This is a genomic window from Streptomyces sp. NPDC126503 (genome assembly GCF_040302405.1).
In the GTDB taxonomy this organism is placed as follows: Bacteria; Actinomycetota; Actinomycetes; order Streptomycetales; family Streptomycetaceae; genus Streptomyces; species Streptomyces gulbargensis.
Genome location: NZ_JBEORS010000002.1, coordinates 61,386 through 79,948, shown reverse-complemented (window position 1 = coordinate 79,948; position 18,563 = coordinate 61,386). Strand labels below are relative to the sequence as shown.

The following is an 18,563-nucleotide window of genomic DNA, read 5'->3' as shown; positions in this document are numbered from 1 at the left end:
CGCACCGAGCGCCGAGTGCCGGCGTCAGCCGTTCTTGATGCGGTTGGTGAGTTCGGTGACCTGGTTGTAGATGGAGCGCCGCTCGGCCATGAGGGCCCGGATCTTCCGGTCCGCGTGCATCACCGTCGTATGGTCCCGGCCGCCGAACTGCGCGCCGATCTTCGGCAGCGACAGGTCCGTCAGCTCCCTGCACAGGTACATGGCGATCTGGCGGGCCGTCACCAGGACGCGGCTGCGCGAGGAACCGCAGAGGTCCTCCACCGTGAGTCCGAAGTAGTCGGCGGTCGCCGCCATGATCGCGGGGGCGGTGATCTCCGGGGCCGTGTCCTCGCCGCCGGGGATCAGGTCCTTCAGGACGATCTCGGTGAGCCCGAGGTCCACCGGCTGCCGGTTCAGGCTCGCGAAGGCCGTCACCCGGATCAGCGCGCCCTCCAGCTCCCGGATGTTGCGGGAGATGCGGGAGGCGATGAACTCCAGGACCTCCGGCGGGGCGTTGAGCTGCTCCTGCACCGCCTTCTTCCGCAGGATCGCGATGCGCGTCTCCAGCTCCGGCGGCTGCACATCGGTGGTGAGGCCCCACTCGAAGCGGTTGCGGAGCCGGTCCTCCAGCGTCACCAGCTGCTTCGGCGGCCGGTCCGAGGAGAGCACGATCTGCTTGTTCGCGTTGTGGAGCGTGTTGAAGGTGTGGAAGAACTCCTCCTGCGTCGACTCCTTGCTCGCGAGGAACTGGATGTCGTCGACGAGCAGGATGTCCACGTCGCGGTACCGCTTGCGGAAGGCGTCGCCCTTGCCGTCGCGGATGGAGTTGATGAACTCGTTCGTGAACTCCTCCGAGCTCACGTACCGCACGCGCGTGCCGGGGTACAGGCTGCGCGCGTAATGGCCGATGGCGTGCAGCAGGTGGGTCTTGCCGAGCCCCGACTCCCCGTAGATGAAGAGGGGGTTGTACGCCTTCGCCGGCGCCTCGGCCACCGCGACCGCGGCGGCGTGCGCGAAGCGGTTCGAGGAACCGATGACGAAGGTGTCGAAGAGGTACTTGGGGTTCAGACGCGCGTGCTGCTCGTTGGGCGCGCCCGAGCCGGAACCCGGCGCACCGCCCGAGGAGCCCGGGCCGCCGTGCCCGCCGTGACCCGGGACGGGACCGCCAGGCCGGGGACCCGGACGGGCGCCGTGGCCCTGCGGCTCGGACAGCTCGCCGCGGTCGTGCCGCTGGTCGTAGCCCCGGCCCCGCTCGTCGTAGCGGGACGGCGGGGACTGTTCCTGGCCGCCGGCGTTGCCGGGGCCGGTGTACGGGGGGCGCTCCTGGTAGCCGCCGAGGCGCGGCTGCTGCCAGGACAGGTCGTCCTGGCTGCGCGGCCAGGCCCCGGGATCGGGCCGCTGCGGCTGCTGGTAGTCCGGGTAGGCCGGGCGCGCGGTGGGCAGCCCGTCGTCGGGCTGGGAGCGGTGGCCGTACCCCTCGTACTTCTCGTACGGCTCGGGCTGCGGGCGCTCGTCGTAGCGCGGCTGCTGGGCCGGAGGCGCGGGCGGGGCCGGCTCGCCGGCCGAGTCGTCGACGGTGATCGCGATCCGGATCGGGCGTCCGCACTCACGGCTCAGGGTCTCGCTGATCAGCGGGGCGAGCCGGCCCTCCAGGACGCGCTTGCCCCACTCGTTGGGGACGGCGAGGAGAGCGGTGTCCGCGACCAGGGCGAGCGGCTGGCACCGCTCGATCCACTGCTTGTCCTTGGGCTCGATCCCCTGCTGGCCTTCGCCGAGGAGCTGCTCGAGAACGCGTGGCCAGACTGCGGCAAGATCAGCAGGAACGTCAGCCACAGGGCACGCTTTCTCGCAGGTCCCACGCAGGTGTGCTTCTCGGGACGGTGGATCGAGGTCTGGAAGGACGGCGGGGGTCCGCGGGGACAGGAAAGGACAGAACGGAAAAGATTGTGGAGTCCAGCCACGGTAGTCGGGGCGGCTGACGTGGTTCAAGTTGTTGTCCACAGCCTGTGCACAATGGACCCCGGCAACAGGTCGGTTTGACCGGATGGCGTAGCCGCGCGTACCGTAACCAGGTCGAGTTGTCGATGGCTGCTGCCGCCTGCCTCCGATGGGCAAAGGTCACGATCCGTGATCACGAAGCGGTGCACTCGGGCGTATTGCGAGCTACTCGTGGGCGCACGGTGACAGCCAGGCGATGTCCCGCCACCACCCGAATCATTTCTGGAGCCCCCGAGTGAGCAAGCGCACCTTCCAGCCGAACAACCGTCGTCGCGCGAAGACCCACGGCTTCCGCCTGCGCATGCGTACCCGTGCCGGTCGTGCCATCCTGGCCGCCCGTCGTGGCAAGGGTCGCGCCCGCCTGTCCGCCTGATCCGCGCACAGGTCATGACGTGCTGCCTACCGAGAATCGGCTGAGGCGGCGCGAGGACTTCGCGACCGCGGTACGCCGAGGACGCCGGGCCGGACGCCCGCTCCTCGTCGTGCACCTACGCAGCGGTGCAACGGACCCGCACGCGCCTGGGGAGAGCGCTCCCCCGACGCGTGCGGGTTTCGTCGTGAGCAAGGCCGTGGGCGGGGCCGTCACCCGCAACCAGGTCAAGCGACGCCTGCGCCATCTCCTCCGCGATCGGCTCTCCACGCTGCCGCCCGGTAGCCTGGTGGTCGTACGGGCGTTGCCCGGAGCCGGTGACGCCGACCACGCACAGCTGGCCCGAGACCTGGACGCCGCCTTGCAGCGGCTGCTGGGAGGGGGCACGCGATGAAGTACCCGCTGCTGGCTCTCATCAAGCTGTACCAGTGGACGATCAGCCCCCTCCTGGGCCCCGTCTGCCGGTACTACCCGTCGTGTTCCCACTACGGATTCACGGCCATCGACCGGCATGGCGCGATCAAGGGCACTGCCCTGACCGCCTGGCGCATCCTGCGGTGCAACCCGTGGTCGCCCGGCGGCGTGGACCACGTTCCCCCGCGTAAGCGTCCCCGCTGGCACGAAATCCTCAGGAACGCGCTGCGCGGCGACACGGGCGGGAGCTCCGCCGAGACGAGCCCGGCCGCAGAGACCTCGCCCAATGCTCAAGGAGCCTGATTAGTGGACACGATTGCCGGTTTTTTCAGCTTCATCACCACCCCCGTCGCATGGGTGATCGTCCAGTTCCACAAGGTCTACGGGGCGATCTTCGGCCCTGACACGGGCTGGGCCTGGGGCCTGTCGATCGTGTCCCTGGTGGTGCTGATCCGTATCTGCCTGATCCCGCTGTTCGTCAAGCAGATCAAGTCGACGCGGAACATGCAGGCGCTCCAGCCGAAGATGAAGGCGATCCAGGAGCGCTACAAGAGCGACAAGCAGCGTCAGTCCGAAGAGATGATGAAGCTCTACAAGGAGACGGGCACCAACCCGCTCTCCTCGTGCCTTCCCATCCTGGCCCAGTCGCCGTTCTTCTTCGCGCTGTACCACGTGCTCGCGAGCATCGCCAACGGTGACACCGTCGGCGACGTCATCGACCAGCCGCTGCTGGAGAGCGCCCGCCAGGCCCACATCTTCGGTGCCCCGCTGGCCGCCACCTTCACCGACAGCGCCGCCGACGTCGCCGCGCTCGACGCCTCGCTGACCTCGGTCCGCATCGTCACCGCGGTCATGATCATCCTGATGTCGGCCTCGCAGTTCTTCACCCAGCGCCAGCTGATGATGAAGAACGTCGACCTCTCCGTGAAGACGCCGTACATGCAGCAGCAGAAGATGCTCATGTACATCTTCCCGGTGATCTTCGCCGTCATGGGCATCAACTTCCCCGTCGGTGTCCTCGTCTACTGGCTGACCACCAACGTGTGGACCATGGGCCAGCAGATGTACGTGATCAACCAGAACCCGACCCCGGGCAGCAAGGCGCAGGACGCCTACCTGCAGCGTCTGCTCAAGAGCGTCACGCACCACGGCGAGGTGCGCGGCCGGCGCCGCAAGAACGTGGTCAAGGCGATCGTCGCCAAGGGCACCGACCGCAACGAGAACGAGCGCCGCTTCTTCAGCGGTCTCGCCAAGGCCGGCTTCGCCGCTCAGGCCGACGGCACCGTCATCAAGAGCGACACCCTCACGGCCGAGGCCGAGAGCGGCGCCGCCGCGAGGCGGCAGCAGCCGAAGCGCCAGACGAAGGCCAAGCGTCAGGCCGCGGCCGGCGGCCAGCCGGTGAAGGGCGCCGAGGAGACCGAGGCGACCACCTCCCTGGAGAAGAAGCCCGCGGCCCCGGCCGAGGGATCCACGGCGGCCGGCACCCAGGACAAGGGCCCGGCCCAGGGCGACAAGCCCGCCCGCCCGAGCCGTGCCAACTCCGGCGGAGCCCGCCAGGCCAAGTCCGGTCAGCGCAAGGGCCAGCAGCGGCCCAAGCACCCGTCCTCCAAGAAGTAAGCCCCGAAGCAAGAAGGAGTCCGTCCGTGACGGAAGGCACCACCGCCGCCGCCGAGGGTGGCGACACCCTGACCCGCCTCGAGCAGGAGGGCGAGATCGCGGCCGACTACCTTGAGGGCCTGCTCGACATCGCCGATCTCGACGGCGACATCGACATGGACGTCGAGGCGGACCGGGCCGCGGTCTCGATCATCAGCGACTCCGGCGGTCAGGACCTGCAGAAGCTCGTGGGCCGCGACGGCGAGGTCCTGGAGGCGCTGCAGGAGCTGACCCGGCTGGCCGTGCACCGCGAAACCGGTGACCGCAGCCGTCTGATGCTCGACATCGCCGGCTTCCGGGCGAAGAAGCGGTCCGAGCTGGCGACCCTGGGCGCCCAGGCCGCGGCCGAGGTCAAGGCCACCGGCGAGCCGGTCAAGCTCGACCCGATGACCCCCTTCGAGCGCAAGGTCGTGCACGACGCGGTCGCCGCCGCCGGCCTGCGCAGCGAGTCCGAGGGCGAGGAGCCGCAGCGCTTCGTCATCGTGCTCCCTGCCTGACCCTTCTCGTCTGTCGGCCCCGTCTGTGCGCAGACGGGGCCGATCTTTGTCAGCCTGATAGTTCAGCCACCACAGTGCGCTCGCACGTACGCGTGCGGTACGGAAGGACGGTTCCCGTGACGGAGGCAGCGGAGCTCCCCGAGGCTCCGGAGCAGGCGCGGACAGTCTTCGGTGAGTACTTCCCGGAGGCCGTGCGGTACGCGGAGCTGCTCGCGGACGCCGGCGTGAAGCGGGGTCTCATCGGGCCCCGTGAGGTGCCACGGCTCTGGGAGCGGCATCTGCTGAACTGTGCGGTCCTCTCCGAGGTCGTCCCGGAAGGCGTCACGGTCTGCGACGTCGGCTCGGGCGCCGGACTGCCCGGCATCCCGCTGGCCCTCGTCCGCCCGGACCTGAAGATCACGCTTCTGGAGCCGCTGTTGCGGCGGATCAACTTCCTCCAGGAGGTCGTGGAGCTGCTGGGCCTGGATCACGTGACCGTCGTCCGGGGCCGCGCGGAGGAGATGCTCGGCAAGGTCCCGCCCGTGCACGTGGTGACCGCCCGCGCGGTGGCTCCCCTGGACCGGCTCGCGGGCTGGGGTGTCCCCCTGCTCCGCCCCTACGGCGAGATGCTGCTGCTCAAGGGCGACACCGCCGAGGAGGAGCTGAACGCGGCGCGTTCCGCGCTCTCGAAGCTCGGTGTGGTGGAGACCTCCGTACTGCAGGTCGGTGAGGGGATCGTCGATCCGATGTCGACCGTCGTACGGGTCGAGGTCGGGGAGAGCCCGGGTGGTGTGCGGTTCGCGGCCAAGCGGGCCAAGGCCGCGCGGACGAGCAAGACCCGCCGGCGCCGCTGAGGCGTCCCATACGTACCGTTTCGGAGTGTCGAGCGGTCCCGGCCGGGGTGCGGGGGCATCGTGTTTCACGTGAAACGTCGCTCACTGCTTCGGGGGATCATCAGCCGTGGCCGCGCGGCTGCCGAACCCCGGGACCGCCGACCCCGAGTGAAGCCACCCGTGAGGGTTACCGAGTTGTCCACAGAGGTGGATTCCTCCACAGAACCACCGACCTCGCTGGTTCACGACCCGGAAAGCATGGCAGGCTCTCCTCATCGCGAGCTTGATGCCGAGGAGAGTGAATCCTTGCGGTCCGACGCCAATATCGCGGGGCCGATGACCGAACCGGTCCCCGGTCCCCGCACCGAATCGGTCGGGGAGGATGTTTCACGTGAAACACCGCCCCCACTGGACGACACACCCATCGGCCGCGCTGCCCAGCTGGCAGTAGCGGCGCTGGGCCGTGCCGGTGAGGGGCTCCCCCGACCGGACCGGACCCGGATCATGGTCGTCGCCAACCAGAAGGGCGGCGTCGGGAAGACCACCACGACGGTCAACATCGCCGCCTCCCTGGCACTGCACGGAGCCCGGGTGCTGGTCATCGACCTGGACCCGCAGGGGAACGCCTCCACGGCCCTGGGTATCGACCATCACGCCGAGGTCCCCTCGATCTACGACGTGCTGGTGGACAGCAAGCCGCTCTCCGACGTGGTGCAGCCCGTGCGCGACGTGGAGGGACTGTTCTGCGCCCCGGCGACGATCGACCTCGCGGGCGCGGAGATCGAACTGGTCTCACTGGTGGCACGGGAGAGCCGGCTCCAGCGGGCGATCCAGGCCTACGAGCAGCCGCTGGACTACATCCTCATCGACTGCCCGCCCTCGCTCGGACTGCTCACGGTCAACGCCATGGTGGCGGGGGCCGAGGTGCTGATCCCGATCCAGTGCGAGTACTACGCCCTGGAAGGGCTCGGGCAGCTCCTGCGGAACGTGGAACTGGTCCGAGGCCATCTCAACCCGGGGCTGCACGTCTCCACGATCCTGCTCACCATGTACGACGGCCGGACGAGGCTCGCCTCGCAGGTCGCCGAAGAGGTGCGCACCCACTTCGGGGACGAGGTGCTGCGGACCAGCATTCCGCGGTCCGTACGTATCTCCGAGGCACCGAGCTACGGACAGACCGTGCTCACCTACGACCCGGGCTCCAGTGGCGCCCTGTCGTATCTCGAGGCGGCCCGGGAGATTGCCCTGCGGGGGGTTTCCGTGCACTACGACGCCCAGAGCGCCCATCTCGGGCACCAGAACAACCAGCGCAGCATGGCGGAGGGTCTTCAGTGAGTGAGCGACGCAGGGGTCTGGGACGAGGGCTCGGTTCCCTGATCCCCTCGGCTCCACAGGAGCGGCAGGCGCCGCTGGTCGGTGTCGGGGCCGGTACGACGTCTCCCGGCGCGGTTCCGGTGCTGCCTGGCGAGCGTGGGCTTGCCGCCGGGAGGACCGCGACGCTCCCTCCGGGTGTCGCCGCCGCCGGCACCCCCGAACCGGCGGACCAGGCCCAGCCCCCGGCGGGAGCGTACTTCGCGGAGCTGCCGCTCGGCGCGATCAGCCCGAACCCGCGACAGCCGCGTGAGGTCTTCGACGAGGACGCGCTGGCCGAGCTGGTCACCTCCATCAAGGAGGTCGGTCTGCTCCAGCCCGTGGTCGTACGCCAGGTCGGCGCCGACCGCTACGAACTCATCATGGGTGAGCGGCGCTGGCGTGCCTGCACCGAGGCGGGCCTGGAGCGGATCCCCGCGATCGTCCGGGCCACCGAGGACGAGAAGCTGCTCCTGGACGCGCTCCTGGAGAACCTGCACCGGGCGCAGTTGAACCCGCTGGAGGAGGCCGCGGCCTACGACCAGCTGCTCAAGGACTTCGACTGCACCCACGACCAGCTGGCCGACCGGATCGGGCGGTCCCGCTCGCAGGTCTCCAACACGCTGCGTCTGCTGCGGCTGCCCACCGCGGTGCAGACGCGGGTCGCCGCCGGCACCATCTCCGCCGGTCACGCCCGCGCGCTGCTGGCCCTGGAGGATGCCGAGGCCCAGGACAAGCTGGCCTACCGGATCGTCGCGGAGGGCCTGTCGGTGCGGACGGTCGAGGAGATCGTCCGGACGATGGCCGCGGAGCCCGCGGTGACCAAGCCCAAGCCCCGGGCCGGGGCCCGCGTCTCGCCCGCGCTCTCGGAGCTGGCGACGCGTCTCTCGGACCGCTTCGAGACCCGGGTCAAGGTGGATCTGGGGCAGAAGAAGGGCAAGATCGTCGTCGAGTTCGCCTCGATGGAGGACCTGGAGCGGATCCTCACCACCCTGGCGCCCGGCGAGGGGCGCGTCATGGACGCGAAGAGCACCGCTGAGGACGACAGGGGCTGACCCCGTCGCCCGACGGCCGTCCTGGGCGGGCCGCGATCCGGTGGTCACCGGATCGCGGCCCGCCCTTTGCCTGTGCGCGGTATCGCCCTGATCGCCCGATCGATACGATTCTGTGAGGACGTATCCGTGGAGCCGCATCGTGCTCGATGGCCAGGGAAGCGAGGGGCAGCCGTGGGGCGTCGGCTCGTACCGCTCACGCTGGACAATCTTCCGGAACTCCCGAAGCGGTGTCGTTCCTGTGTCTTCTGGGAGCTGGACCCCGTCAGCGGGGAGGCGGCGGTGAAGACCGGCCGCCCCGACGTGGAGAAGGAAGCGTGGATCTCCGCCGTGCTCCTCGAATGGGGATCGTGCGGACGCGTGGTCTACGTGGACGACGTACCGGTCGGGTACGTGCTCTATGCGCCTCCGGCCTATGTGCCGCGCTCCATGGCCTTTCCGACGAGCCCGGTGGCGGCCGACGCCGTCCAGCTGATGACGGCGTGGATCATGCCGGAGTACCAGGGGCAGGGACTGGGCCGTGTGATGGTGCAGACCGTCGCCAAGGATGTGATGCGGCGGGGCTTCAAGGCGATCGAGGCCTTCGGGGACGCCCGCTGGAAGGAACCGGCCTGTGTCCTGCCCGCCGAGCACCTTCTCGCGGTCGGCTTCAAAACGGTCCGGCCGCACCACGCCTTTCCCCGGCTGAGGCTGGAGCTCCGCACGACGCTCTCCTGGAAGGAGGACGTCGAGATGGCACTGGACCGCCTGCTCGGCGCGGTGCAGAAGGAACCCGCGCTGCGTCCCCTCTAGCGGCGGAACACGAGAGCGGCCCGCCCCCTTCAAGGGGGCGGGCCGCTCTCATTCGCCTGGTGGGTGTTTCACGTGAAACACCGCCGCGTGGGTCAGCCCTTGGCCGGCTCGACGAAGTCCGCCAGGTCGCGCAGGATCGCGGCCTTCGGCTTGGCGCCGACGATGGTCTTCACGACCTCGCCGTTCTGGTAGACGTTCAGCGTCGGGATGGACATGACGCCGTACTTGGCGGCCGTGGCCGGGTTCTGGTCGATGTTGAGCTTCACGATCTCGATCTCGTCGTGCTCCTTGGCGATGGCCTCGAGCGAGGGAGCGATCTGGCGGCACGGGCCGCACCACTCGGCCCAGAAGTCCACCAGGACGGGCTTGTCGCTCTTGAGGACGTCCTCCTCGAAGGAAGCGTCGGTCACGTTCTTCAGCTCGCCGGCCACGGCGGCCTCCTTAACTTCGCGGGGTGTGGGGTGGGGAAGGAGCGGGGAGATCAGACCGCGGGCGTCTCGGCCAGCTTCTCGCTGTCGGCGAGGGCGGCGAGGTAGCGCTCGGCGTCGAGAGCGGCCGAGCAGCCGGTGCCGGCGGCGGTGATCGCCTGACGGTAGGTGTGGTCGACGACATCGCCGGCGCCGAAGACTCCCGTCAGGTTGGTGCGGGTCGACGGAGCGGCCACCTTGAGGTAGCCCTCGTCGTCGAGGTCCAGCTGGCCCTTGAAGAGCTCGGTGCGCGGGTCGTGGCCCACGGCGATGAAGAGACCGGTGACGGCCAGCTCGCGGGTCTCGCCCGTCTTCGTGTCGCGCAGGGTCAGGCCGGTGAGCTTCTGGTCGCCGTGGATCTCGGCGACCTCGCTGTCCCAGGCGAACGAGATCTTCGGGTCGGCGAAGGCACGCTCCTGCATCGCCTTGGAGGCACGCAGGCTGTCGCGGCGGTGGACGATCGTCACGGACTTGGCGAAGCGCGAGAGGAAGGTGGCCTCCTCCATCGCGGTGTCGCCGCCGCCGACGACGGCGATGTCCTGGTCCTTGAAGAAGAAGCCGTCGCAGGTGGCGCACCAGGAGACACCGCGGCCGGAGAGAGTGTCCTCGTTGGGCAGTCCGAGCTTGCGGTGCTGCGAGCCGGTCGTCACGATGACGGCCTTGGCCCGGTGCACGGTGCCGGCGGTGTCGGTGACGGTCTTGATCTCGCCGGTCAGGTCCACGGCCACGACGTCGTCGGGCACCAGCTCGGCGCCGAAGCGCTCCGCCTGAGCCCGCATGTTGTCCATGAGGTCCGGGCCCATGATGCCGTCACGGAAGCCGGGGAAGTTCTCGACCTCGGTGGTGTTCATCAGCGCACCACCGGCGGTGACGGCACCTTCGAAGACCAGCGGGTTCAGCGACGCTCGGGCGGTGTAGAGGGCAGCGGTGTATCCCGCGGGCCCCGAGCCGATGATGATCACGTTACGGACGTCGCTCACGGGTGTCTTCCTCGTCTCTGCAGACTGCCTACTGCCTACGGGGCGGTGTCTCGGTCACTCTCACCCCACCCAACGGATCCTACGGGGCGCGCATTCCCGAGCGGGCCGCACGGCACCGCGGCGGCTGTCAGGAGCGCGGCAGGGACCGGGTGAACAGCACCCTGGCCGGGTCGCCCGCCGCTTCCGGGGAGCGGTCCGCGCAGGAGGCGTCGAGCACGTAGGCCCGGACCCGTGTGCTGTCGGCGGGGTCCGTGAGCACGAGCAGGTAGGCGGAGGACCCGGCGTACTCGCCCTTCTCCTGCGCGAGGACGCCGTCCGTACGTCCCGTTCCCGCGAGGACGCAGGCAGGGACGGGGAGGGCGCGCCGGGGTGCGGGGGTGGTCTCGTCGGAGAGGGACTCCGGGCCGATGCCCTGGGGGGAGCGGGCGGCCCCGCCCTCGCTCAGCAGGGACCGGACGCGCTCCTCGACGGGTGTCCCGGAGAAGGGGGTGAGGCCGGCGCTGGCCGCTGCGTCGGCCCTCCTGCTCTCCTCGGCCTGCCCGGCGGTCGGCACGCCTCCGCCTTGGGCCAGGAAGATGCCCGTGCCGAGGATCACGGCGCCGAAGGCGGCACCGAGGGTGGAGAGCAGTCCGATCCTGCGGCGCCGGGCGGGCGCCGGGCGGCCGGGGCCCGTGGCACCGCGGGGTCGCCCGGAGGGACGCTCCGGAGCGGTGGAGGGTACGGACGTCCGTCGCGGCGCCTCCGTGGGGCGCGCCGTTTCACGTGAAACAGCGGGCTCGCCCTCAGGAGAGGTGGCGTGCAGCAGGGCTTCGGCGGCAAGAGCCGCATCGATCCGGCCGGCGATCTCGGCGGGCATGCGGGGCGGGCCGGGCAGGGTGCCCAGGACTCCCCTGATCTCCTCCAGGGAGGTGCGTACGTCGGCGCAGAGAGGACAGGCGTCCAGGTGTCGGCGGACGGCCGCGGAGCGGGTCGGTGAGAGGAGACCCTCGGCCAGGTCGGAGATCTCCGAGACGTCCGGATGCTGTGCCGCGTCGGTCGTGGAAGTCACGCGCGCCCACCTCCGCCCTTCACAGCAGCTGGATCAGTCGGTCCGTTGTCCTTCGGCCCCGGCACCGGTGGGACGGATGTCCCCGGCGTCCGGTTCCTTCCCCCCTCGGGAGCGTCGCTACCCACCGTCCCGGTGCGGAGATGCGTGAGCATCGGCAGCAGCCGCGCCCGGCCGCGTGCGCAGCGGCTCTTCACGGTTCCGGTGGGGACGCCGAGGATACGTGCCGCTTCCGCGACCGGGTATCCCTGCATGTCGACGAGGACCAGGGCGGCGCGCTGCTCCGCGGGGAGGGTGGCCAGCGCGGCCAGGAGCTCCCGGTGGAGGTCCTGGCGCTCGGCCGGGGCCTCGGCGGACTCGTGCGGTTCGAGGAGCTGCTCGAACCGGGCGGTGTCGTCGACGGAGGCGGTCCTGCGGGAGGCGCTCTTGCGGAGGCGGTCCAGGCAGGCGTTGACCGTGATGCGGTGCAGCCAGGTGGTGACGGCCGACTGGCCACGGAAGGTATGGGCGGCGCGGAAGGCGGAGATCAGGGCGTCCTGAACGGCGTCCGCGGCCTCCTCGCGGTCGCCGAGGGTCCGCAGGGCGACCGCCCAGAGCCGGTCCCTGTGGCGCCGGACGAGCTCACCGAAGGCGTCGGCGTCTCCGGCGACATGGCGCGCCAGGAGCTCCCGGTCACCCGTGGTGTCGTCCCTCGGATCGTCCAACGGTGAGCCCCTCCCTCAGCGGTGGTCAGCCCAGGACCTTGATCTCGCTCAGCTTGCCTCGGTACCCGCTGGGGCCGGCGGGCAGTTCGGTGAGCCAGACGAGAACGTAGCGGGTCATGACGGGCTTGGCGGGTTTCAGCGTCACGTCGCTGCCGGACCCGGACGCCTGGGTGGTGTACTCGCCCGGCATGGACGGCTCGGTCGCGCTGCCGGCGGGGGCGGTGCGCAGTTCCACCGAGGTGTCTCCCCGGAACGACAGCTCGACCTGGCCGACCTCGCGCTCCTTGCCGAGATCGAGGACGAGGCCCACACCCTTCTTCAGCTTCCCGAAGTCGGAGGTGGCGTAGTTCACGGTGTTCCAGAAGGTGCTGGGGTCACCGTCGTAGGCGTTCGCCTTGACGCCACCGTTCTCGACGCCGTTGCCCAGGGGGTCGAAGTCGCGGGCCGATTCGATGGTGAGCGGCGTGAGCGGCTTCGGCTTCTGGTCGCTCGTCGAGGTCGGCACGGGCGTCTTGGTCGTGGCCTCCGGTTCCAGGAGCCGGTCCGCGATCTGCCAGCTGCCGAGACCGAGGGCGGCGATGAGGAGGGCCGAGACGGCCCACTTCAGCGCGGTGCCGGTACGGCTCTGCAGCGGGGGCGGCGGGGCCGCGACCGGCTGAGTGGTGGCGGGGTGCGGTTGGGGGCGGCCGTAGGTGCCCTGCTGGTAGGTGGTCCGCTGGTACTCCGGCGGCGCGGGGAACTCGGGCTCGGGCGCCTTGACGCGGGGCATCGCCGCCACGGCCTTGGCGAGCTCGTCCGGAGTGGTGCAGGGAGGTTCCTGACGGGAGGCGGTGGCACCGTCGTTGGCGAGGGCGCGCATGGCGATCTCGGAGAGTCCGCGGTGCACGCCGGCCCGGACCTGGTCGGGCGGGAGCAGACCGACGCCCTTGGGGAGGCCGGAGAGGCCGTGGGCGTCGTTGTCGTACGGCCAGCGCTGGGTGAGCGCCGCGTAGAGCAGGGCGCCGATGGCCTCGGTGTCGGTGCGCTGGGGGCGTTCGGCGGTGATGCCGCGCAGGGCGGCGTTCACGGCGAGGCCGCGGATGCGGTACTGGCCGGTGGAGCTGCGCAGGACGGCACCGGGGGTGAGGCGGAGGTGGGCGAGGCCTTCGCGGTGGGCGGCGGCCATGGCCTGGGAGACCTGGCTGACGAGCTGGTAGGCCTCGTGGGGCTCCAGCGGTCCGGCCGCGAGGAGCGCGGTCAGCTCCGTCGCGTCGGGCAGCCACTCGTGCACCACGTACACGAGGTCGTTCTCCTCGACGGCGTCGAGGACTTGGACGAACCGGGGGTCACCGAGGAGCGCGGAGGAACGGGCGGCGGCCAGGACGGAACGGGCGCGGGGGTGGTCGGCGGGCAGGAGGTGCACTCCGACGGCACGCCGGAGCTTCTCGTCGACGGCACGCCAGCTGCTGAAGCCGTCCAGACGGGTGACGCACTCCTCGAGGCGGTAGCGTCTGGCCAGCTTGTGGCCGCTGTGGAGCTCGGGAGTGGTGAGCGAGGGCTGTTCGCCGCTCTGTCGTTCGGCCTTCTTCTTCTCCGTGATTCCGGCTTTCCTGTCCGCCGTCTGCTGCGCTTCCGCCACCCCGTCGGTCGCGGCCGAGTCCGCCTTGGCGGTCAGCGGATCGTCACCGCTGTTGTCGGCCACGTCGACGGCAGCCGTGCTACGTTCCGCCACCGTCGTTCCTGCCTCCCCATCCGTTGCGCCACATCCACCAGCCAAGCCAATTGTGCCCACAGTTGGACGCTGCGCACGACACGCGGCCCCCGCCGATGGTGGTGCGGCAGGCGCGACCTCAGCGTCCCAGACGCCCGCGCACCATGCCCACCAGGGTGTTCAGCTCGGCGATGCGCATGCGCTTCGCCGCGACGAAGAAGACGCCGAGGAGTACCGCGCCACCGGCCAGCAGGGCGGCGAGGGAGCCCAGGGCCCCGTCGCCGAGGAGCTTCAGAAGACCGAAGCCGACGGCACCGCCGACGACCGCGGCCGGAAGGGAGGCCATGCAGAGCCGTGCGTAGGTCCGCAGGACATGGGCGCCGTCCAGATCGCCGCCCAGCCGGTTGCGCAGGCGGCGCCAGGCGATGCCGACACCCACGGCGTAGGCGAGGCCGTAGGCGCCCGCCATGCCGACCACCGCCCACTGCGCCGGGAGGAGCACGTAGCAGAGCGCGGAGACCGCCGCGTTGACGGCGGCCACGATGACGGTGTTGTAGAAGGGCGTCCGCGTGTCCTCGTAGGCGTAGAAGCCGCGGAGGACGACGTACTGCACGGAGTACGGGATCAGGCCGAGACCGAAGGCCATCAGGATGAAGCCCATGCCCCGGGCCGCCTCGACGCCGCTGGAGGCGTACAGCAGTGTGCACATGGGGACGCCGAGCGCGAGGAAGGCGAAGGCGACCGGGACGATGGCGACGGCCGAGTTGCGCAGGCCCTGGGAGATGTCGTCGCGGACGGCGCCCGGGTCGTCGTCGTGGGCGGCGCGGGAGATGCGCGGGAGCAGCGCGGCCATGACGGAGACCGTGATGATGGCCTGCGGCATGCCCCAGATCAGCTGGGCGTTGGAGTACGCGAGGAAGCCGGCGCCGTTCTTCCCGGACTCCTCACCGGCCGCGGTGGCGAGCTGGGTGACGACCAGGACGCCCGCCTGGTTGGCGAGGACGAACAGAACGGTCCACTTGGCCAGCTTGACCGTCTTGCCGAGACCGTGGCCCTTCCAGTCGAAACGGGGACGGAAGCGGAAGCCGGCCTCACGCAGGTACGGGATCATCGCCAGGGCCTGCACGACGAGTCCGAGCAGGGTGCCGATGCCGAGGAGGCGGATGCCCTCGTCCGGGATCGTCTGCACGCCCATGTGGGACTCGGCGGAGGTGCCGTAGACCCAGATGAACAGGCCGAAGGTGACGGTCATGACGATGTTGTTGAGGACCGGGGTCCACATCATCGCGCCGAACTTGCCCCGGGCGTTGAGGATCTGACCCATCACCACGTGCACACCCATGAAGAAGATGGTGGGCAGGCAGTAGCGGGCGAAGGTGACGGCGACGCTGTTGGCGGCGGCGTCGTCGGCGATGGTGTTCGACATCAGCCGGATCAGCAGGGGGGCGGCGAAGACCGCGGCGGCCACGATCAGGCCGAGGGCCACCATCACCAGGGTGAGGAGACGGTTGGCGTAGGCCTCGCCGCCGTCCTCGTCGTTCTTCATGGAACGGACCAGCTGCGGCACGAAGACCGAGTTGAGTCCGCCGCCGACGGTGAGGATGTAGATCATCGTCGGAAGCGTGTAGGCCACGGTGAAGGTGTCACCGAGGAGGGCGGCGCCGAGCGCGCCCGTGATGACCAGGCTGCGGACGAAGCCGGTGAGCCGGGAGACGAGGGTGCCGGCCGCCATCACGGCGCTCGACTTCAGCAGGCCCGAGGCGCGGCCGGCCTTCTTCGGGGCGGGCGCGGGCAGGGGCTCCGGCTCCGGTGCGGGCGGCGGCACCTGTCCCGGCGTCTGCTGGTCGCGGTAGAGGTGTGCAAAGGCGTCCGGTTCCGGCTGTTCCTCGCCGGCCCGGGTCACCAGGTCGTCGACGCCGGTGAACTGCACGGTCCGCGCGTCGTCGCCGTACGGAAGGTGGCGGGAGGGGCCGTCGGGCTCGGGGGCCGGGGTCTGCGCCCACACGCGGGGGTCGGGGGCGTGCTGCGGAGCGGCCGGCTGCTGGTACAGCGGCTGCGGCTCCTCGTAGGTGCCGGGCGGTGGCGGGGGGTGCGCCGCGCGGTCGTACAGCGCCTCACCGACCGGGTCCTGCGCCGAGAGGTCCTGGGCCCGGTACGGGTCGTGGGTGTAGGCGTCCTGGACGTACGGGTCCTGGGCGTAGGGCGTGCCGCCGTACGGCTGCTCGCCGTACGGGTTCTCCCCGTACGGCTGCCCGGGCGGGGGGCCCTGGTGCGGCGGCACCGGGGCGGGGCCGGAACCGGGGGGTGTCATGGGCCTCCCACCGGACGGCGTGGTGCCGCCCGCACCCTGGCCGCGGTCACCGTCGTACGGCGCGTTCATGGTTACCCCACCTCATCGTCCCCGGCCGACCGGCCACGACATCGCTCAACGGTCCACTTTCTCACCCGGGCCCGCGGGGTCGCCGCTTTCGGACCCGGTGTCCGCTGTCGGGTCACTCGGCTGCGCCTCGGCGGCGGTCTCGCCGGGCCCGTCGGCGGGGTCCTGGGCGGTGCCGTCCGGGGACTCGTTCCCGGCCTCGGCGTTCAGGGCGGCCATCCGCTTGCGCTGGGAGTACATGCGCACTCCGGCGAGCACGAGGAGCAGGACGCCACCGGCGAGGACGAGCATCACCGTGGGAGTGATCTCGGAGACCTTCACCATGAAGGTCATCGGCCGGCCGTACGGCGTGCCGTCCTCGGTGTACAGCTGGGCGGTCATCGGCACCTGGCCGTTGGCGTTGGCCGCCGCCGTGAACTTGACCGACTGGCTGTGCCCGGCGTTGATCCGGATCGGTAGCTCGGCGCCGCCGTCGCCGCCGTTCAGCTTGAGACGGTTCTTGTTGCCCGGGGTGAGACGCAGGACCAGGTGGTCCACGCCCTGCAGCAGCTGGTTCTGGACCGTCACGGGGATCGTGGCGCTGCGCCCGGACAGGGTGAGGTCCGACTTGTCGACGAGCTGGACACCTTCGGTGAGGTCCTGGAGATGGTCCAGGACGGTGTCCCGGTAGAGGGCGGCCGTACTCGCACGACCCCGCCAGGACATGGACATCTCGCGGTTGATCGCGTTGCCGAAGGGAGTGACGACCCGCTCCGGGGCGGTCAGGATCACCTTGAAGTCGTCCAGCTCGTCCCGGGTGGTCTTCATGTCCCGGAACGCCTGCACGGGCAGTTCCTGGTCCCGCAGCCGTTTCGGGTAGCGGGAGGCGGCCGGCACCGTCGTGGAGGCCTCCGGGTCCGGCTTGACCGCGGCGGCGGTGATCAGGTCCAGAGGCTGGGTCCACCGCTTCGCGGAGAGGCCGCGCAGGGCCGCGGCCATGGCCTGGGCCTGCGAGACGGTCGGCGTCCGCTGCGGGGCGACCACGACGCTGCGCTGCTGCTCGGGCTGCTCCAGGGTGATCGCGAGCGACTGGGCGAGGAACTCCTGCACCGCGAGCGTGGACCTCTCCGCCCGGACCAGGTCGCCCTCGAAGGCGGTCGACAGGAGCGCGTCGCTCACGACGGCGGTGGTGCCGCCGCCGAGCGGACGCGCCGCGGTGGGGGTGTAGGAGAGGTCGTCGCGGACGCTGTCGCTGCGGGCGATCACCTTGTCGGCGCCCGCGGAGGTCGCCACGGCCACGATCGAGGGGTCGACGGCGCCGTCGGCGGGCCAGGAGAAGTCGGTGGACGGCTGGACGTGGAGGATCGTCTCCACCGTCGTGCCCGCGAGGGAGGTCGCCGACTGGAGGTGTTGGAGCGATCCGGGGACGTCCTTGCCGCGGTGAGCGAGGGAGGCGAGATCCGGATCGGCGAACGGCAGCGCGACGACCTTGTCGCCCGGAACGGCCTTCTCCAGCTCGTTCAGCCACCGTTCGGCGAGGGCCTGGTGGCCGCCGGGCACGTGGGTGGTGCCCTCCTTGACCCGGTAGCCGTTCGCCATGGCGTCGACGGAGGCCAGCAGGTCGGGGTCGATCACCCAGGTGACGGGGAGGTCCCTGCCCAGCGAGACCATCTCGTCGAGGCGGCCCCCTGGCCTCAGCTCCGCGGCCAGGTCGTCGTCCTCGAAGATCGGGGTCTGCTGCGCGTCGGTGCCGGTCTCGGCCGACACGTGCGAGGAGGAGATCAGCGGCCAGAGATAGGTGACCTGGGTCTTCTTCTCCGTCGCCTCCGGCTGGTACGGCAGGAAGGTCCGCTCGATGCCGAGCACCCGGTTGTAGCCCTGCCCGGCGAGCCGGCCCGTGAGGGAGACCCCCAGCTGGTACACGCCGGCCGCGTCGAGGCCGAGCTTGGTGACCGGTACCGAGAGAGTGAACTCGGCGCTGAGTCCGGCCTTGAGTTCCGGGATCTCGAGCTTGGGGGCACCCAGGGCGTCCGGGTCGCTGCCGGCCCGGAAGCCGGTCCGGCCGGAGATCTGCTCGATCTGGCTCCGGCTGGTCATCCGGGGGCCGACCCGCAGATCCACGCTCGCGCCGGTGATCGTCTTCTTCCCCAGGTTGGTCACCGTCCCGGAGACCGTGACGGTGTCCCCTTCGACAGGGGCACTGGGAGAGAGCGTGTCGAGCGACACATCGACCGTCCGGGAACCGCCGGCCCCCTCGGCCGCCGCCGCGGGAGGGGCGGCCGGGGACTGGAGCAGCCCGGCGAGGAGCGGAGCCCCGACGGCCACCACGAGGATGCGCCGCAGCCATCGACGGGCAGGTGAGGGACCGGTTCCCTGGATGTCTGCCGCCTCGGCCACGCGT

At 70.7% G+C, this 18,563-nt stretch carries 17 protein-coding genes; 9 read left to right on the top strand and 8 right to left on the bottom strand.

The genetic code is table 11. The annotated features are described in order from the left end of the window. Positions 1-24 precede the first annotated feature (24 nt). Positions 25-1,812, bottom strand: a complete 1,788-nt coding sequence (gene dnaA, locus ABTY40_RS03150; RefSeq protein ID WP_352057910.1) for a chromosomal replication initiator protein DnaA — start codon at positions 1,810-1,812, stop codon at positions 25-27. A gap of 400 nt (positions 1,813-2,212) precedes the next feature. On the opposite strand from dnaA, the gene rpmH reads away from it, so the two are divergent. From rpmH to ABTY40_RS03105, 9 genes are all read left to right on the top strand, one after another. Then, a complete protein-coding gene (gene rpmH, locus ABTY40_RS03145; RefSeq protein ID WP_125638610.1) occupies positions 2,213-2,350 on the top strand; it encodes a 50S ribosomal protein L34 in 138 nt (45 codons plus the stop codon). A 19-nt stretch (positions 2,351-2,369) separates the two neighbouring features. Beyond that, positions 2,370-2,741, top strand: a complete 372-nt coding sequence (gene rnpA, locus ABTY40_RS03140; protein WP_345280368.1) for a ribonuclease P protein component — start codon at positions 2,370-2,372, stop codon at positions 2,739-2,741. After that, complete coding sequence (gene yidD / locus ABTY40_RS03135; protein WP_309050556.1) at positions 2,738-3,064, top strand: membrane protein insertion efficiency factor YidD; 327 nt, start codon at positions 2,738-2,740, stop codon at positions 3,062-3,064. The genes rnpA and yidD overlap by 4 nt, the downstream gene beginning before the upstream one ends. 3 nt (positions 3,065-3,067) lie before the next feature. Beyond that, complete coding sequence (gene yidC, locus ABTY40_RS03130; RefSeq protein WP_352057909.1) at positions 3,068-4,378, top strand: membrane protein insertase YidC; 1,311 nt, start codon at positions 3,068-3,070, stop codon at positions 4,376-4,378. A 26-nt stretch (positions 4,379-4,404) separates the two neighbouring features. Continuing rightward, positions 4,405-4,914 (top strand): Jag family protein, encoded by a 510-nt coding sequence (locus ABTY40_RS03125; protein ID WP_352057908.1) that lies wholly within the window; start codon positions 4,405-4,407, stop codon positions 4,912-4,914. Positions 4,915-5,030: 116 nt separating this feature from the next. Next, a complete protein-coding gene (rsmG, locus tag ABTY40_RS03120; RefSeq protein WP_345280376.1) occupies positions 5,031-5,747 on the top strand; it encodes a 16S rRNA (guanine(527)-N(7))-methyltransferase RsmG in 717 nt (238 codons plus the stop codon). Between the two features lie 237 nt (positions 5,748-5,984). Then, the gene (locus tag ABTY40_RS03115; protein WP_352057907.1) at positions 5,985-7,061 is read left to right on the top strand and encodes an AAA family ATPase; all 1,077 of its coding nucleotides are present in this window, start codon (positions 5,985-5,987) and stop codon (positions 7,059-7,061) included. Then, entirely contained in the window at positions 7,058-8,131 is a 1,074-nt protein-coding gene (locus ABTY40_RS03110) for a ParB/RepB/Spo0J family partition protein (RefSeq protein ID WP_352057906.1), read from the top strand. The genes ABTY40_RS03115 and ABTY40_RS03110 overlap by 4 nt, the downstream gene beginning before the upstream one ends. Positions 8,132-8,302: 171 nt before the next feature. Beyond that, the gene (locus ABTY40_RS03105; protein ID WP_345280382.1) at positions 8,303-8,920 is read left to right on the top strand and encodes a GNAT family N-acetyltransferase; all 618 of its coding nucleotides are present in this window, start codon (positions 8,303-8,305) and stop codon (positions 8,918-8,920) included. Positions 8,921-9,012: 92 nt separating this feature from the next. Here ABTY40_RS03105 and trxA read toward each other — a convergent pair whose 3' ends face one another. The 7 genes from trxA to ABTY40_RS03070 form a co-directional block, all read right to left on the bottom strand. Next, the gene (trxA, locus tag ABTY40_RS03100; RefSeq protein WP_352057905.1) at positions 9,013-9,351 is read right to left on the bottom strand and encodes a thioredoxin; all 339 of its coding nucleotides are present in this window, start codon (positions 9,349-9,351) and stop codon (positions 9,013-9,015) included. 50 nt (positions 9,352-9,401) lie between these two features. Beyond that, positions 9,402-10,367 (bottom strand): thioredoxin-disulfide reductase, encoded by a 966-nt coding sequence (gene trxB / locus ABTY40_RS03095; protein ID WP_345280386.1) that lies wholly within the window; start codon positions 10,365-10,367, stop codon positions 9,402-9,404. 127 nt (positions 10,368-10,494) lie between these two features. Further along, a complete protein-coding gene (locus ABTY40_RS03090; RefSeq protein ID WP_352057904.1) occupies positions 10,495-11,415 on the bottom strand; it encodes an RsmA family anti-sigma factor in 921 nt (306 codons plus the stop codon). Next, positions 11,412-12,116 carry an RNA polymerase sigma factor SigM gene (gene sigM / locus ABTY40_RS03085; RefSeq protein WP_352057903.1) on the bottom strand — a complete coding sequence of 235 codons (705 nt, stop codon included), beginning with the start codon at positions 12,114-12,116 and terminating at the stop codon, positions 11,412-11,414. Before sigM ends, ABTY40_RS03090 begins: the two co-directional genes overlap by 4 nt. Positions 12,117-12,141: 25 nt before the next feature. Continuing rightward, complete coding sequence (locus ABTY40_RS03080) at positions 12,142-13,827, bottom strand: protein kinase family protein (RefSeq protein WP_352057902.1); 1,686 nt, start codon at positions 13,825-13,827, stop codon at positions 12,142-12,144. 118 nt (positions 13,828-13,945) lie between these two features. Beyond that, the gene (gene murJ / locus ABTY40_RS03075) at positions 13,946-16,186 is read right to left on the bottom strand and encodes a murein biosynthesis integral membrane protein MurJ (protein WP_352057901.1); all 2,241 of its coding nucleotides are present in this window, start codon (positions 16,184-16,186) and stop codon (positions 13,946-13,948) included. A gap of 45 nt (positions 16,187-16,231) precedes the next feature. Further along, complete coding sequence (locus ABTY40_RS03070) at positions 16,232-18,559, bottom strand: DUF6049 family protein (RefSeq protein WP_352057900.1); 2,328 nt, start codon at positions 18,557-18,559, stop codon at positions 16,232-16,234. Positions 18,560-18,563: the final 4 nt, after the last annotated feature.

Excerpts from the sequence above, each read along its gene's own strand:
- ABTY40_RS03115 (WP_352057907.1), top strand. The coding sequence starts at position 5,985 with ATGGCAGGCTCTCCTCATCGCGAGCTTGATGCCGAGGAGAGTGAATCC.
- murJ (WP_352057901.1), bottom strand. The coding sequence starts at position 16,186 with ATGAACGCGCCGTACGACGGTGACCGCGGCCAGGGTGCGGGCGGCACC.
- yidD (WP_309050556.1), top strand. The coding sequence starts at position 2,738 with ATGAAGTACCCGCTGCTGGCTCTCATCAAGCTGTACCAGTGGACGATC.